The following is a 15,454-nucleotide window of genomic DNA, read 5'->3' on the forward strand; positions in this document are numbered from 1 at the left end:
GGGTCGGGAGGAGGCCCCATGCGGGGGAGCGTATGGCAAGACAGGTTCTGCTGATCGAGGACGAGCCGAACATCATCGAAGCGATATCGTTCATCCTCAGCCGGGATGGCTGGTCGGTGGCGACGCATGCAAATGGGGAGACGGCGCTGGACGCGGTCGAGCGCCACGCGCCCGACGCGCTGGTGCTCGACGTGATGCTGCCCGGGCGCTCGGGCTACGAGATTCTTCAGGACCTGCGCGCCAACCCGGACACCGCCGATCTGCCCGTCCTCATGCTGACCGCGCGCGGCCAGAAGAAGGACCGCGAAACCGCCGACCGGCTGGGCGCCACGCGCTTCATGACCAAGCCCTTCTCGAACGCCGAGGTGCTGAGCGTCCTGCGCGAGATCACGGACGACTGACGGGGCGGCGATGACACGGCGGCCCACCACCTTCCTTGCAAGAGACACCTACCGCCGCCGGCGCGTGATCGACGCGCTGCGCGTGTTGCCGGCGCTGGGGGCGATCCTGTTTCTCGTCCCGCTCCTGGGCGCCGCGACGACGGCGCGCTCCACCGCTTATGCCGGCATGTATCTCTTCGCGGCCTGGCTGCTCCTGATCATCGGGGCGGCGGCGCTGGTGCGCTCGCTCGCCCGGGCGCCGGGGGGCGTGGCCACCGACCCGCTCGAGGTCGCCAGCGACGGCGAGGAGTAGCGCGTGGTCGGGTTCAACCTGCTGATCGGCGTCAGCTTCGCCTACGTGGGGTTCCTGTTCCTCGTCGCCTTCTGGGGCGACCGGCAGGCGCGCACCGGGCGCGGTGCCTGGCTGCGCACGCCGATCATCTACACGCTCAGCCTGTCGATCTACTGCACGGCGTGGACCTTCTACGGCGCGGTGGGCTACGCCGCGCGCTCGGGGCTGGAGTTCGTCACGATCTACCTCGGCCCCACGCTGGTCATGGTCGGCTGGTGGTGGGTCCTGCGCAAGCTGGTGCGCATCGGGCGCGCGCAGCGCATCACCTCGATCGCCGACCTGATTTCGTCGCGCTACGGCAAGTCGAACCTTCTGGGCGTGCTGGTCACGCTGCTCGCCGTCGTGGGCACGACGCCCTACATCGCGCTGCAACTCCAGTCCGTGGTCCTGTCCTATTCCGTCTTCGCCGATGTCAGCGGCGATGCGCAGGCCGACCCCGAGGCGACGGCCTTCTGGGTCGCCGCCGGGCTTGCCGCCTTCACCGTGCTCTTCGGCACCCGCAACCTCGACGCCAACGAACGCCACCACGGCGTTGTCACCGCGATCGCGGTCGAGGCGGTGGTCAAGCTCGTGGCCCTCCTGGCGGTGGGCGTCTTCGTCGTCTGGGGCGTGAGCGGCGGTGCGGGCGACATCGCGGCCCGGATCGAAGCCTCGGCGATTTCCGACTGGGACATCGACGGGGCGCGCTGGGCGACGATGATCTTCCTGTCGGCGGCGGCCTTCCTCACCCTGCCGCGCATGTTCCAGGTGCTCGTGGTCGAGAACGTGGACGAGAAACAGCTCGCCACCGCCAGCTGGGCCTTCCCGCTCTACATGTTCCTGATGAGCCTTTTCGTCGTGCCCATCGCGGTCGTGGGGCTCCAGGTCCTGCCCACCGGGGCGAACCCGGACCTCTTCGTGCTGACCGTGCCGCTCCATTTCGACCAGGGCGGGCTGGCGATGCTGACCTTCCTGGGCGGGTTTTCCTCGGCCACGTCGATGGTCATCGTGGCGGCGATCGCGCTCTCGACCATGATGTCGAACCACATCGTGATGCCGATCTGGCTCTCGACCCGCTCGGGCGGGGCGGCGATGTCGGGCGACGTGCGCCAGATCGTGCTGGTGGCGCGCCGCATCTCGATCGCCGCCGTGCTGGGGCTCGGCTGGCTCTACTACCACTTCTCCGGCGGGGGCGCGGCGTTGGCTGCGATCGGCCTGATCTCATTCGCCGGCGTCGCGCAGGTGCTGCCCGCGATGATCGGCGGGCTCTTCTGGCGGGGCGCGACCCGGGTGGGCGCGGCGCTGGGCCTGACACTGGGGTTCCTCGTCTGGGCCTACGCGCTCTTCCTGCCGTCCTTCGGCGAGACCGGGATCATGTCGGCCGCCGTGATGGCCGACGGCCCCTGGGGCATCGGGTGGCTGCGGCCGCAGGCCTTCTTCGGCGTCGAGGGCATGGACCCGGTGGTCCACGCGATCTTCTGGTCGATGATGTTCAACACCTCCGGGTTCATCCTGGGCTCGCTCCTGTCCTTTCCGCGTCCCATCGAGCGCCTCCAGGGCGCGCAGTTCGTCAACGTGTTCGAGCACAGCCGCACCGCCCAGGGCTGGACGCGTGGCAATGCCGAGAGCGAGGACCTGCTCGTCATGGCCCAGCGGATCATGGGCCCGTCCGAGGCGCAGGCGCTCTTCCAGGCCGAAAGCGCGCGGCAGGGCAAGGAAGGTTACCTGCCGGATACGACCCCGGACTTCCTGCGGCTGCTGGAGCGCGAGCTTTCGGGCTCCGTCGGCGCGGCCACGGCGCATGCGATGGTCGGGCAGATCGTCGGCGGGGCCTCGGTCTCGGTCGACGACCTGATGGCGGTGGCCGACGAGACGCAGCAGATCCTCGAGTATTCCTCGCAGCTCGAGGCGAAATCCGAGGAACTCGCGCGCACCGCCCGCCAGCTCCAGGAAGCCAACGAGAAGCTCACGGCGCTGTCGATCCAGAAGGATGCGTTCCTGAGCCAGATCAGCCACGAACTGCGCACGCCCATGACCTCGATCCGCGCGTTTTCCGAGATCCTGAAGGAAGGCGGGATGGAGGATGCCGACACCCGCAAGTATTCCTCGATCATCCAGGACGAGGCGATCCGTCTTACCCGGCTGCTCGACGACCTGCTCGACCTGTCGGTGCTGGAGGCGGGGCAGGTGACGCTCAACGTCCAGCCCGGCAACCTCCACGACGTCCTGGAGCGCGCCGTGTCGGCGGCGGCGAGCGGCCGGGATGGCCGGCACATCGACATCCGCCGCCAGCCGACGCAGGAGGATTTCGCGATCCGCACCGATCCCGACCGGCTGGCCCAGGTGTTCATCAACCTCATCGCCAATGCCCGCAAGTATTGCGACGCCGACACGCCCCGGCTCACCATTTCCGCCGCTGCCCACCGCGACCGCATCCACGTGGATTTCGTCGACAACGGCTCCGGCATCCCGGCCGACAGCCAGGGGATGATCTTCGAGAAGTTCTCGCGCCTGTCCGACCAGCAGCGCGCGGGCGGCGCCGGGCTCGGCCTCGCCATCTGCCGGGAGATCATGTCGAAACTCGGCGGCGGCGTGACCTATCTGCCCGGGCAGGGCGGGGCGGCGTTCCGGGTCACGTTGCCGCGTTAACCTTTACGCTATCTTAACACTGTCCTGCGAGGCTCGGCGCGACACCGGTTTCGTGGCACGGACATGAGCACAGAGACACGCCCCAGCGTTATCCGCCGCAAGGCGGGGGCCGGACGGCCGCCGCCCGAAATCGGTGCGCCCGACGCGGCCAAGATCCTGCGCACCGTCGTGATGCAGGCGGGGGAAGAGGTCGCGGGGCTCGCCATCGCGGCCGGCGCGCCGGAGGAAGACCGTGTCACGCTCGCTACCGTGACCGGGGAGATGGCGGAGCATGCGCTGATGGCGCTGACGGAAGGGCCCGGGGGGCGCTACGGGCTCGTGCTGCTGGACCGTGACGTGCTGGCCGCGCTGATCGAGGTGCAGACCACGGGCCGTGTCACCCCGCGCCCCGCCGACGCCCGCGCCCCCACGCGCACCGATGCGATCCTCTGCGCGGATTTCATCGACCGCGTATTGGAACTTCTCGAACAGCGCGCGGCGGAGGCGGCGCTGGAGCAGGCACCGGCGCTCAGCGGTTATCGCTACGCGCTCGCGCTGGCCGAGGCGCGGGCCATCCCGCTCACGCTCGAAGATGTTCCCTACCGCCGCTTTCGGATGTCGCTCGACATGGCGCGCGGCGCGAAGCAGGGGAGGCTCGACCTCATCCTGCCCTTTGACGCGGCGCCGACCGCGGGCGCCGGGGCGGGCCTGGCGGATGGCGCGGGCTTCACCCGTCGGCTGGGCGAGGTGGTCGCGGGCGCGCCGGTGCGCCTGCGGGCCATGCTGCACCGCGTCGAAATGCCGATCGCGCAGGTGACGGAGCTTCGCGCGGGCAGCATGATCCCGCTGCCGGCGGGCGCGCTCGACAACGTCACCGTGGCGGATCTCGACGGGCGGCCGGTGGCGCAGGGGCGCCTGGGCATGGCTGACGGCAACCGCGCGGTCCGGCTCGGGACGGCCGGCGAGTCGCGCGCGCTGCCCCGTGAAGCGCCCCCTACGCCTCCGCAGGGGCAGGGGGCGCAGGTGCCGGACTTGCCGGTGCAAGAGGGCGATTTGCCCGACCTCGATACGCTTCCGGACCTTGGCGACCTGCCCGGCGACTCGACGCCCATCGACCTCGATGCGCTGGGCGACCTCGGCGATCTCGGGAACGATGGATGAGCCGGCTCTATTGACCGAGATCAAGGCACAGCGCCAATATCACAGGCATTGAAGCGCCTGATGAACAGGAGACAATATGCCCGACGTCGCAAAATATCGCCAGATTCTCGAGGGTCGGCTCGCCGAACTCGACACGCGCCTCCACGAGATCGATGATGAACTCGACAGCCACCAGTCCAAGGACTGGGAAGAACTGGCGACCGAGCGGGAGGAGGACGAAGTGCTTGAACAGATGGGCACCTCCGGCCAGGCCGAGATCGCGCAGATCAAGGCCGCACTCACCCGCATGGACGAGGACGAGTATGGCTATTGCGTTCAATGCGGCACCGAGATCTCCGAGGAGCGGCTCGATCTCCTGCCGCAGACCCCATTTTGTGCGAGTTGTGCCTCGAAAAGAGGCTGATCCGAGTGTTTCTGCTGACCCGCTGCGAGGGAGACCCCGGGAGGATTACATGAAACAACCTATTGTTCAGACGGCCGAAGCCCTGATGGATGACATCGCGGCGGACCCGGTCAACTGGCGGATGTGGGAGGATCGCCTGCGCCAGGTGATCGCGGCCCACGCCGACAACAACCTTGCCTTGCCCGCCCAGCTTCGGGTCTATGCCCAGTGGCTGCGCCAGGACGACGAAGAGGACCAGTACGAGAACATGCCGGTCTGATCCGGGCATCCGCCCGCAGGGAGGATTTGCAATACGCCGCCCCGCGGCCTATCGTTCCGTGAACATTCAATTATCTGGAGCGGTGTCGCCACATGGACGCGGGGCCGGAGGGGGCAGACAGGGTTCGTTACGAAGCGCGCGACGGCGTCGCGGTTCTGACCGTTGCGAGTCCCCCTGTGAACGCGCTGGTTCAGCCGGTGCGCGCCGCGCTCCTCGACGCCGTGACCCGCGCGCAGGACGATCCCGAAGCGCAGGCGATCCTGATCCGCGCCGACGGGCGCACCTTTCCCACGGGCGCGGACGTGCGCGAATTCTCCGCCACCTTCGGCGCCCCCACGCTCGCCGATCTCTGCCTGCATATCGAAGCCTGCCCGAAACCGGTGATCGCCGCGATTCATGGCGCGGCCCTGGGCGGTGGGCTGGAGCTGGCGCTCGCCTGCCACTACCGCCTGGCGCACGAAGACGCGCGGCTGGGCTTTCCCGAGGTCACGTTGGGCGTCGTGCCCAACGCGGGCGGCACCCAGCGGCTGCCCCGGCTGGTGGGGGCCAAGGTTGCGCTCGACATGCTGACCACCGGCAAGCCGCTCGACGCCGAGCGGGCCCATGCGGCGGGACTGATCGACAAGGTGGTAGAAAGGAACCTGGAGCGCGCGGGCTTCGGCACCGCGCGCAACTTCGGCCATGACGGCACCCCGCCGCGCCCGACCCGCGACGTGACCCGGGGCACGCGCGATGCGCGCGGATACCTCGAGGTGATCGCGGCCCGCCGGCGCCACGCCGACAAGCAGGGCGAAGCCGTCCCGCGCCTCGTCGATCTCGTCGAGGCCGCGCTGCTCGTGCCGTTCGAGACGGGGCTCGACATGGAGCACGCGGCCTACGAGGACCTCGTGAATTCCGACACCTCGCGCGGTCTGCGCCATGCCTTCCTCGCCGAACGGCGGGCGGCCCGCGTCCCCGCGCTGGCGGGTGTGGACCCGCTTCCCGTCCATGCCGTGGGCGTGATCGGGGCCGGGCCGTTGGCCCGCGACGTGGCGATGGCGGCGCTCGCCTCGGGCGTGCCGGTGACCGTGGCGCTCGAGGACGATCCCGCGATCTCCCGCGTGCGCACCCGGATCGAGCGCAGCCTGGGCGCGGCGGTCGAGGCCGGGCGGCTGTCGGGCCGGGCCCGCGACACGCGGCTGTCACGCCTGAAAGTGTCGCAGGACCTGCGCGCGCTGGGCGATGCCGACGTGATCATCGACGCGCTGCCGGAGGATGCCGTGCGCAAGGCGCATGTCCTGCTCCAGGTCGGCGGGATCGCCAAGCCGGGCGCGGTCATCGCCAGTTCCACGGCCGATTGCGACCTCGAAACGCTGGTGCAGTCTGCCGCCCGGCGCGACCGGTTCGCGGCCATGCATTTCATCGCGCCGGCCGACCGCAACCGCCTGGTCGAGATCGCGCCGGTGCGCGGCACGGCACCCGCGGCGACGGCCACGCTCATCCGGCTCGCCCGCGCGATGGGCAAGATGCCGATCGTGGCCGAACCGCGCGCGGGGCTCGTGTTCAACCGGCTGGTGACGGCCTACTACAGCGCCGCCGCCCTGACGCTGGAGCGCGGGGCCTCGCCGCAGGCGGTGGACCGGGCGATGCGCGACCTCGGCATGCCGTTGGGGCCGTTCGAAGCGCAGGACGTGGCCGGGCTCGACGCCGTCTGGGGTCTTCGGGCCGAGGAATGCCCGTCGGCGATCCCGGTGCGGATGCTCGAGAATGCGTGGTACGGGCGCCGCTCGGGGCAGGGGTTCTATGTCTACGAGGGCGAGGATCGCGTGGCCACCGGCGAGGTGTCGCGGGAGCTCGACCAGATGCTGCGCGGCCTGCGCGCCGAAGCGGGCGTGTCGGCGACCGGCATGAAGCCCGAGGAGATCCGCAAGCGCTGCCTCTTGGCCCTGGCGAACGAAGGTGCGAAGCTGGTCGAGGCCGGGGTGGTCGCGCGGCCCTCGGACGTGGACGTGGTGATGCTCCAGGGACTGGGTTTCCCGCGCGCCGCCGGCGGCCCGATGCGGCTTGCCGATCGCGAGGGGCCGTTGGCCGTGCGCGCAGCACTCCGCGCCTGGGCCGAGGAGAACGATTTCTGGACGCCCGCGCCCCTGTGGGACCGCCTGGTCAGCACCGGGCGCCGGTTCGAGGACATGAACCTGCGCTGAGCCCCGGCTCAGGCGAGGATCACGCCCACCACGACGAGGATCAGCCCGAAGGCCGACAGCATCAGCGCGCCGAAGTTCAGGATCATGGCACGGCGCACCGCCTCGCGCAGCCCGTCGTCGTCCAGCCCCGCCTTCTTCGCACGCATCACGCGCAGCGCGCTGAGGATCAGCCCGACGAGCCCGACAACCGAGATGGCCGCCCCGATGTAGATCATGATTTCCATGCCGGGCGCATAGCCCGCCGGGACGTGGCAGGCAAGGGAGAATGACCCTTGATGGCGGCGTGCCGAGGGACTAGCAAGAAGCCTCATCCACACAGGCGAGGACGAGATGAACGACGTGATTGAAGACAACGAAGGCAGCCCGGGCAGCTACCGCGTGGCCGCGGACGAGCTGCGCCAGTTCGTGGAGCGCTTCGAGCGCCTGGAGATGGAAAAGAAGGACCTCGCCGATCAGCAGAAAGAGGTCATGGCCGAGGCCAAGGCGCGCGGATACGACACCAAGGTCATGCGCAAGGTGATCGCGCTGCGCAAGCGCGAGCCCGACGACATCGCCGAGGAAGAAGCGGTGCTCGACATGTACAAGCAGGCGCTCGGCATGTGAGCGCCCGGCGCGCTCAGGTGGTGACGAAACTCACCCCCGGCAGGCGCGCCAGTTCGGCCATGTCGTCGTCGTAGGCGCGCGTGAGCTCATCGACGAGGTCCGCGGTCCAGCCGGGAAGGGTGATCTCTTCCTCGACCGCGCCCTCGATCGCGTATTTGCCGAGAAAGGCCATCAGCACCCGGCGCCGCTGCGCCTCGGATTGCGGCTGGTGTTCGGCCATGTAGGCGCGCAGACGCTTGACGCCCTCGCGCTGCATGATCTGCGCGATGATGTCGAGCCCGCCCTTGAACTGGAGGCTCATGTCGAGACCGGTGATCCGGTGCATGATTTCCGGCCACAGGAGCGGCGTATCCTCGTTGCACCAGACGGTGACGGGACAATCCGGGTTCTCCTCGCGGATGTCGCGCACCACGTCCGACCATATCATGCCGTTCGGGTTGAGCTGGCCCATCACCTGGGTCGCATCGAGTTCCGGGTGTTTCTTCACGAAGGCCGGCACGAAGGTGGCCGGGTCGCGCACGGCGAGGAAGAACTCGATCTCGTGGGCGGGGAAGAGATTTCGCAGGATGCGCGTCTTCTCGCCCGCGGCCGGGTAGAGCATCCCGCTCTCGAGCACCCGGCGCGGGCCGGACATGTAATTCTCGAAGGAAAACACCACGCGCTGCGGGTCGGTCCCGTCGAGGATCTGCTCGAGCACCATGTCCTGCGTCTCGAGCGATGCGGGGCTGCCCGCGAGCTTGGCCGATACCTCGGTCAGAAGCTGGCGGTAGCGCGAGGGGCCGGGAACGGCGACGCCCTGTTCGGTGAAGATCTGCGTGTTCTTGACCAGCGATTTGACGAGTTGATCCTCGTCGGTGCAATGGGCGCCGATATGGAAGGCGATCTGCATGGGCGCTGGGCGGTCCTTTCGGGTTCGCGGCACCATATACCGGGATTTCTGGACAGTGAAACCGGAAATGGATAAGCCCGGTCCCGAGATGGTCGAGCAAAATGGTCAAGTTACAAGGCAAGTGCCGCGCCGCGCCTGGCGCTGGCCGGGGCCGTGGTCGGTTGGCGCGGTGGCGATCGGTCTGCTCGTCGTCGGGCCGATCCTCGCCGTCGTGTGGATGGCCTTCAACCCGGCCGAGAACGTCTGGCCGCACCTTATTTCCACAACGCTGCCCCGCTATTTCCGCAACACGGTGATCCTCGCGTTCGCCGTGGCGGGACTCGCGGCGGCCGTGGGGACGGGGGCGGCCTGGCTCGTGACGATGTACCGGTTCCCGGGGCGCCGCTGGCTCGAGTGGCTGCTGCTCTTCCCGTTGGCGATTCCCGCCTATGTCGGGGCCTACGCGCTGGTCGATTTCTTGGAGTACTCCGGCCCGGTCCAGACCGGGCTGCGCCAGCTCTTCGGTTGGGAGAGCGCGCGCGACTACTGGTTTCCCGAGATCCGCTCGCTCTGGGCCGCCATCGTCGTGCTGACGGCCGCGCTCGCGCCCTATGTCTACCTGCTCGTGCGTGCAGGTCTGCGCGAACAGTCCGGCGGGGTCTACGAGGTGGCGCGTGCGCTGGGAGCCGGGCCGATGGGCCGGTTCTGGCGCGTGGGCCTGCCGCTGGTGCGCCCGGCCATCGCCGCGGGATCGGCCATCGTGATGATGGAGACGGTGTCGGACTTCGGCACGGTCGATTTCTTCGCGGTCCAGACGCTCACCACGGGCATCTTCACCACCTGGCTCGAGATGGGCAACGCGGGCGGCGCGGCCCAGATCGCGATGGTGATCCTCGGGCTCGTGCTGGTGCTGGTGGCCATCGAGAAGGTCAGCCGCTCGAAGAGCCGCTTCTACCGGCTGGAGCGCCAGCAGCGCCCGGTCGAGCCGGTGCGCCTCACCGGCTGGCAGGGCTGGCTCGCCACCACGCTGTGCACGGTGCCCTTCGCCATCGGCTTCGTCCTGCCGGTGAGCGTCCTGATGTGGCACGCGGTGAAGAATGCGGACGGCTGGCTCGCCCCCGGGCTTCTGCGGGCGCTGGGCCATACCGTGGCGGTGGGCAGCAGCGCGGCGGTGCTGACCGTGACCTTCGCGCTCTTCCTGGTCTACGGCGTGCGCCTGACCGGGGCGCGGCTGCCGCGCCTCGTCCTGCCGGTATCGACCATCGGTTACGCGGCCCCCGGCGCGGTGCTGGCGGTGGGCATCCTGATCCCGCTCGCAGCTCTCGACAACGCCGTGGCCGACGGGATGCTGGCGCTCACGGGGTTCGATCCCGGGCTTCTGCTGACCGGCACGGCGGTCGCCATCGTCTATGCCTACGGCGTGCGCTTCTTCGCCATCGCCCAGAACGCGGCGGATGCAGCGATGGGGCGGGTGTCGCCGTCGCTCCCGATGGCCGCGCGGTCGCTGGGGCGCACGGCGGGCGGCGCGCTGCGCGAGGTCTACGTGCCCCTCATCCGCGGCTCGGTGGGCACCGCGCTTCTGCTGGTCTTCGTCGATTGCGTGAAGGAACTGCCGGCCACGCTGCTCCTGCGCCCGTTCAACTACAACACGCTCTCGACGCGGGTGTACGAGAAGGCCTCGCTCGAACAGATCGGCGAGGCCGCGCCGGCCGCCATCCTCGTCATCCTGGTGGGCCTCGTGGCCGTGGGCTTCATGGCCCGCGCCAACCGCTGACCCATCCCCTCTTGATCCGATCGCCCCGCCGGTCTAAGTCGCGGGGCGTGCCCCTATAGCTCAGCTGGTAGAGCAACTGATTTGTAATCAGTGGGTCGGGAGTTCGAGTCTCTCTGGGGGCACCACGGCACCATCCTCACCGCACGCGAAAAAGCCCGGGCGCGAAGACCCGGGCTTTGTTTGTGTACGGCTTCTGCCGCTCCCGCAGGCGCGGCGGGCACGTTCAGATCATCAGGTTGCGCGGGTCGGCGATGAGGTCCGCGTAGTGCGACAGGAAGCGCGCGGCGTCGGCGCCGTTGATGACGCGGTGGTCGTAGGAAAGATCGAGCGGCACCATCGGCACGGGGCGCGGGGTGTCGCCGTCCCAGACCGTCACCGTCTCGGTCCGCGTGATGCCGAGGATCGCCACCTCCGGCGGGTTCACGATCGGCGAGAAGGCCGAGCCGCCGATACCGCCCAGGTTGGTGATCGACATGGAGGCGCCGCCCATCTCGTCCGGGCCGATCTTGCGGGCCTGCGCGCGGGCGGCGAGGTCGGCGATCTCGGCCGCGATCTGCCACAGGCCCTTCCGGTCGGCATCGCGGATCACGGGAACCATGAGCCCGTGGGGCGTGTCCACCGCGATCCCGATGTGCACGAAATCCTTCAGGATCAGCGTGTCGCCCTCGGGCGTGAGCGAGGCGTTGAAGCGGGGAAAGGCGCGCAGGGTGCGGGCCAGGGCGCAGACGTGGAAGGCGAGCGCGGTGAACTTCACGCCGCGCGATTGCGCCTCGGGTTTCCAGGCCTTGCGCAGGGCCTCGATCGCCGTCACGTCGGCGCGGTCGTGATGGGTCACGGCCGGGATGAGCGCCTGCGCGGCGGCGAGGTTCTTCGAGGCCACCTGAGCGAAGCGGCTCATCGGTTCCTCGGTGACCGGGCCGTACTGGCTGTGGTCCACATCCCAGTAGGACGTGTCCGCACCGCCGCCCGCCGGGGCGGAGGCGGTGCCCGTGATGTCCTCGGCCCCGATCGTTTCGCGCCCCAGCTTGCGGGCGAGGCTTTCGATGTCCACGCCCTTTTCGAGCGCGAGGCGCCGGGTCGAGGGGCTGGCTTTGATGTCCGACATGACGCCCCCTTACCAGCTGGCCGAGATGTATTGGGTTTCCATGAACTCCAGCATCCCCTCGTGGCCACCCTCGCGGCCGAGGCCGGATTGCTTGGTGCCGCCGAAGGGGGCCGCCGGGTCGCTCACGAGCCCGCGGTTCAGCCCCACCATGCCGTAGTCGAGCCGTTCGCAGACCTGCATGGCGCGCTTGAAGTCCTCCGAGAAGACGTAGGCCACGAGCCCGTACTCGGTGTCGTTGGCACGCTTGATGGCGTCCTCCTGGTCGGAGAACGTCTGGATCGCGGCCACGGGGCCGAAGATCTCGTCATGGACGCAGGCCGCGTCCTGGCTCACGTTCGAGAGCACCGTGGGCGGGTAGAAGAACCCCTTGCCGTTGGGCGTGGTTCCGCCGCATTCGACCTTGGCGCCCTTGGCCACGGCGTCCGAGACGAACTCGGCCACCTTGTCGCGGGTCGACGCGTTCACGAGCGGGCCGACGTCGACACTGGGATCGGTGCCGTCGCCGACCTTGAGCGCCGACATGCGCTCGGTCAGGCGGCGGGTGAATTCCTCGGCGATGTCCTCGTGGACGTAGATGCGGTTGGCGGCCGTGCAGGCCTCGCCCAGGTTGCGCATCTTGGCGAGCATGGTGCCCTCGATGGCGGTGTCCAGGTCGGCGTCCTCGAACACGAGGAGGGGGGCGTTGCCGCCCAGCTCCATCGCCGGCTTGAGGATCTGGTCGGCCGCGCTTTTGAGTAGCGTGCGGCCGACGCCGGTGGACCCCGTGAAGCTCACCACCCGCACGCGCGGGTCGTGCATGATGTGATCGACCAGCGCGCCGGTGCGCCGCGACGGGAGCACGTTCACCAGCCCCTTGGGGACGCCCGCCTCTTCCAGCAGCGGCATGAGCGCCAGCATGGTCAGCGGGGTCTCGGAGGCGGGCTTGATGATCACGCCGCAGCCCGCGGCCAGCGCCGGGGCGATCTTGCGGGTGCCCATCGCGGCCGGGTAGTTCCACGGCGTGACCAGCACGGCGAGACCCGCGGGCTTGTGCTGCACCACGATCCGCGCGCCCGAGGCGGGGGCGTGGGTGATCAGACCGTCGGCGCGCACCGCCTCCTCGGCGAACCAGCGGAAGAACTCGGCCGCGTAGGTGGCTTCGCCCTTGGCGTCGACGCCCGCCTTGCCGTTCTCCAGCGTGATGAGGTTGGCGAAATGGTCGAGCCGCGCGGTCATGAGTTCCCATGCCTTGCGCAGCACTTCGGACCGTTCGCGCGGCGTGCGGGCGGCCCAGTCGGCCATCGCGGCCTCGGCCGCGTCGAGCGCCGCGTCGGCATCGGGAATGTCGGCAGAGGCGACGGAGGCGAGCACCTCTTCCGTGGCCGGGTTGATCACGTCGAACCGGTCCTCGGTCTTGCGCCATTCGCCGTTGATGTAGAGATCGGTGTAGTCCATGTGGCCTCCGAAGGGTCAGAGCAGGTGGCGGAGTGGTTGTTCCACCCGGCCCGCGAAGTCTGTGATGAACTGGATCGCCGCCTGCGCGTCCATCTGGGACGGGCTGCATTCCAGCGTGATGGTCAGGCCTGCGCCGTTCGTGGTGAGGGTCACCACCGGCGTCGCCTCGCCGCCCATGTCGACGCTGCGCAGCGGCGAGCCACGCAGATCGCGCAGGGTGAGCGCCGGGGCGTCCTCGGTCTCTTCGACCTGCGACAGGGCGCGGCCGGCGGGCAGGGCGAACGTCCGCGACTGCCCGTGACGTTCCACTGCGACCGGCCCGGCCTCGGGGAGCGAGGCGGCGGCGAGCCCGGCGAGGATCGCGTCGGCGTCCTTCATCCCGTGCACCTCGGCCGCCCAGGCGGTGAAGTCCGGCAGCCCGTCCTGGGCCGCCTCGGCGACAAGCCTGCGGCTGGCTGCCACGCCTTCGCCGGCCGGTGCGGCCTCGGGCAGGGCGCGCAGCGTGTCGAGGTCGGCGACGTGATAGGGCTGCGGGTAGCCTGCATCGGCCAGTCGCGACAGGTCGAGCCCCTGCTCGAGCGCGAGACGGCGCGCCTTGGGCGACGCCAGGACGCGCTCGCCGCTGCCGCGCGCCGGCGCCGCGGCGGGCGCCTTGGCGGCCGGTTTGGCCGGGGCCTTCGCCTCGGCCTTCGGCGCGTCGTCCTTGGCCGACGGCTCGGCCGGGGCCGGTGCGGGGGCGGCGGACGCGGGAGCCTCGGCGCGCGCGCGGGTGACGGGCGCGGCCGGGGCCCCGGCGCTGATGATCGCCACGGCTTCACCGACCGGCACCTCTTCACCGGCCTCGGCCAGCGTCGCGGCGAGGAAGCCGTCGCGCCCCGCCTCGACCTCCATCGTGCTCTTGTCGGTCTCCACCTCGAAGAGCACGTCATCGGCGGCCACGGCATCGCCGGGCGATTTCTGCCAGCTCACGAGAAGGCCCGAATCCTGCGCCATGCCGAGCTGCGGCATGGTCACGGAATGGCCCTCCGGCAGGTCGTCGGCGGGCGCATCTCCGGCCGGTTCGGCGGCGGCCGGCGCGGGGGCGGGGCCCTCGTCGTCGGCGCTGTCCGAGATGCGGGCGATCACCGCGCCCACCGGCACGTCTTCGCCTTCCTGGGCCGCGACGCCGGTGAGGAAGCCGTCGGCCTGCGCCTCGACCTCCATCGTGGCCTTGTCGGTCTCGACCTCGAACAGGGCATCGCCCTTGGCGACCGCGTCGCCCGGGCTTTTCAGCCAGGACACGATCTTGCCCGCGTCCTGTGCCATGCCGAGTTGGGGCATCGTCACGTCATGCGGCATGAATGAGCTCCCCGGCGCAGAGCTTGCGGGCGTTGTCGGCCACGCCCTCGGGGGTGGGCACCGTGATGTCCTCGAGCGCGGGGCTGAAGGGCACCGGCACGTCCATCGCGCCCATGCGCAGCACCGGCGCGTCAAGGTGGTAGAAGGCCTTCTCGTTCAGGCGAGAGGCGATTTCGGCCGTCACCCCGTAGCTCTGGTGGCCCTCGTCGATCACGATCGCCCGGCTGGTCTTCTTCACGCTGTCGAGCAGCGTCTTCTCGTCCAGCGGCACGATGGTGCGCGGGTCGATCACCTCGGCGCTGATGCCTTCGCCCGCGAGCATCTCGGCGGCCTTCTCGGCGACCTGCACCATCGAGGAGGTGGCGATCAGCGTGATGTCGGAGCCCTCGCGCTTCACGTTCGCCTCGCCGAAGGGGATCAGGTATTCCTCTTCCGGCACCGGCGCCTTGTCCTGGTACATCAGCTTGTCTTCGAAGATGACGACCGGGTTGTTGTCGCGGATCGCCGTCTTCATCAGCCCCTTCGCCTCGTAGGCCGAAGAAGGCATCGCCACCTTCAGCCCCGGAATGTGGGCCACCAGCGCCTGGAGCGACTGGGAGTGCTGCGCGGCCGAGCGGCGCGTCGCGCCCAGGTTCGTGCGCAGCACCAGCGGCACGTTGAGCTTGCCGCCGGACATGTAGTGGATCTTGGCCGCCTGGTTGCACAGCTGGTCCATGATCAGGAAGATGAAGTCGCCGAACATCAGGTCGACGATCGGGCGCGATCCGGTCATCGCCGCGCCCACGGCCATGCCCATGAAGCCCGGCTCGGAGATCGGCGTGTCGATCACGCGCTCGGTTCCGAATTCCTCCACGAGGCCCGACAGCACCTTGAAGGGCGTACCGGCCTCGGCCACGTCCTCGCCGATGATGAAGGTGGTGGGATCGCGGCGCATTTCCTCGGCCAGTGCTTCGTTCACGGCCTGGGACAGGGTAATCTCTCGCATCT

15 protein-coding genes and 1 tRNA gene are annotated in these 15,454 nt (G+C 69.5%); 10 read left to right on the forward strand and 6 right to left on the reverse strand.

The window, feature by feature from the left end; all coding sequences use genetic code 11:
- Nucleotides 1-32: 32 nt before the first annotated feature.
- From GQE99_RS06985 to GQE99_RS07015, 7 genes are all read left to right on the forward strand, one after another.
- The gene (locus tag GQE99_RS06985) at nucleotides 33-401 is read left to right on the forward strand and encodes a response regulator transcription factor (protein WP_161350888.1); all 369 of its coding nucleotides are present in this window, start codon (nucleotides 33-35) and stop codon (nucleotides 399-401) included.
- Nucleotides 402-411: 10 nt separating this feature from the next.
- Nucleotides 412-693 (forward strand): hypothetical protein, encoded by a 282-nt coding sequence (locus GQE99_RS06990; RefSeq protein WP_161350889.1) that lies wholly within the window; start codon nucleotides 412-414, stop codon nucleotides 691-693.
- Between the two features lie 3 nt (nucleotides 694-696).
- On the forward strand, nucleotides 697-3,360 hold the full coding sequence (locus GQE99_RS06995) for an ATP-binding protein (protein WP_161350890.1): 2,664 nt from the start codon (nucleotides 697-699) through the stop codon (nucleotides 3,358-3,360).
- A gap of 63 nt (nucleotides 3,361-3,423) precedes the next feature.
- A complete protein-coding gene (locus GQE99_RS07000) occupies nucleotides 3,424-4,500 on the forward strand; it encodes a FliM/FliN family flagellar motor switch protein (RefSeq protein ID WP_161350891.1) in 1,077 nt (358 codons plus the stop codon).
- 76 nt (nucleotides 4,501-4,576) lie between these two features.
- On the forward strand, nucleotides 4,577-4,903 hold the full coding sequence (locus GQE99_RS07005; RefSeq protein WP_161350892.1) for a TraR/DksA family transcriptional regulator: 327 nt from the start codon (nucleotides 4,577-4,579) through the stop codon (nucleotides 4,901-4,903).
- A 49-nt stretch (nucleotides 4,904-4,952) separates the two neighbouring features.
- On the forward strand, nucleotides 4,953-5,162 hold the full coding sequence (locus GQE99_RS07010; protein ID WP_161350893.1) for a hypothetical protein: 210 nt from the start codon (nucleotides 4,953-4,955) through the stop codon (nucleotides 5,160-5,162).
- Between the two features lie 92 nt (nucleotides 5,163-5,254).
- Nucleotides 5,255-7,345: an enoyl-CoA hydratase-related protein gene (locus GQE99_RS07015; protein ID WP_161350894.1), complete on the forward strand. Its 2,091-nt coding sequence runs from the start codon at nucleotides 5,255-5,257 to the stop codon at nucleotides 7,343-7,345.
- 8 nt (nucleotides 7,346-7,353) lie between these two features.
- On the opposite strand, the gene GQE99_RS07020 is transcribed toward GQE99_RS07015, so the two are convergent.
- Nucleotides 7,354-7,569 (reverse strand): hypothetical protein, encoded by a 216-nt coding sequence (locus GQE99_RS07020; RefSeq protein WP_161350895.1) that lies wholly within the window; start codon nucleotides 7,567-7,569, stop codon nucleotides 7,354-7,356.
- Between the two features lie 106 nt (nucleotides 7,570-7,675).
- Here GQE99_RS07020 and GQE99_RS07025 point away from each other — a divergent pair, with 106 nt between their 5' ends.
- Nucleotides 7,676-7,948, forward strand: coding sequence for a DUF2312 domain-containing protein (locus GQE99_RS07025; protein WP_161350896.1), 273 nt, complete (start codon nucleotides 7,676-7,678; stop codon nucleotides 7,946-7,948).
- Nucleotides 7,949-7,961: 13 nt separating this feature from the next.
- Here GQE99_RS07025 and GQE99_RS07030 read toward each other — a convergent pair whose 3' ends face one another.
- Nucleotides 7,962-8,837 carry a hypothetical protein gene (locus tag GQE99_RS07030; protein WP_161350897.1) on the reverse strand — a complete coding sequence of 292 codons (876 nt, stop codon included), beginning with the start codon at nucleotides 8,835-8,837 and terminating at the stop codon, nucleotides 7,962-7,964.
- 88 nt (nucleotides 8,838-8,925) lie between these two features.
- Between GQE99_RS07030 and GQE99_RS07035 the strand changes: the two genes are divergently transcribed.
- Both GQE99_RS07035 and GQE99_RS07040 read left to right on the forward strand, forming a co-directional pair.
- Nucleotides 8,926-10,590, forward strand: a complete 1,665-nt coding sequence (locus GQE99_RS07035) for an ABC transporter permease (RefSeq protein WP_161351494.1) — start codon at nucleotides 8,926-8,928, stop codon at nucleotides 10,588-10,590.
- Nucleotides 10,591-10,639: 49 nt separating this feature from the next.
- Nucleotides 10,640-10,715, forward strand: a tRNA-Thr gene (locus tag GQE99_RS07040).
- 98 nt (nucleotides 10,716-10,813) lie between these two features.
- Here GQE99_RS07040 and GQE99_RS07045 read toward each other — a convergent pair.
- The 4 genes from GQE99_RS07045 to GQE99_RS07060 are packed head-to-tail and all read right to left on the reverse strand — an operon-like array spanning nucleotide 10,814 to nucleotide 15,452.
- The gene (locus GQE99_RS07045; protein ID WP_161350898.1) at nucleotides 10,814-11,695 is read right to left on the reverse strand and encodes a 2-oxo acid dehydrogenase subunit E2; all 882 of its coding nucleotides are present in this window, start codon (nucleotides 11,693-11,695) and stop codon (nucleotides 10,814-10,816) included.
- A 9-nt stretch (nucleotides 11,696-11,704) separates the two neighbouring features.
- Complete coding sequence (locus GQE99_RS07050) at nucleotides 11,705-13,129, reverse strand: NAD-dependent succinate-semialdehyde dehydrogenase (protein WP_161350899.1); 1,425 nt, start codon at nucleotides 13,127-13,129, stop codon at nucleotides 11,705-11,707.
- A 15-nt stretch (nucleotides 13,130-13,144) separates the two neighbouring features.
- A complete protein-coding gene (locus GQE99_RS07055; protein ID WP_161350900.1) occupies nucleotides 13,145-14,467 on the reverse strand; it encodes a biotin/lipoyl-containing protein in 1,323 nt (440 codons plus the stop codon).
- Nucleotides 14,457-15,452, reverse strand: a complete 996-nt coding sequence (locus GQE99_RS07060; protein ID WP_161350901.1) for an alpha-ketoacid dehydrogenase subunit beta — start codon at nucleotides 15,450-15,452, stop codon at nucleotides 14,457-14,459. Before GQE99_RS07060 ends, GQE99_RS07055 begins: the two co-directional genes overlap by 11 nt.
- Nucleotides 15,453-15,454 lie beyond the last annotated feature (2 nt).

The sequence above is a fragment of the Maritimibacter harenae genome, from assembly GCF_009882975.1.
Lineage (GTDB): Bacteria > Pseudomonadota > Alphaproteobacteria > Rhodobacterales > Rhodobacteraceae > Maritimibacter > Maritimibacter harenae.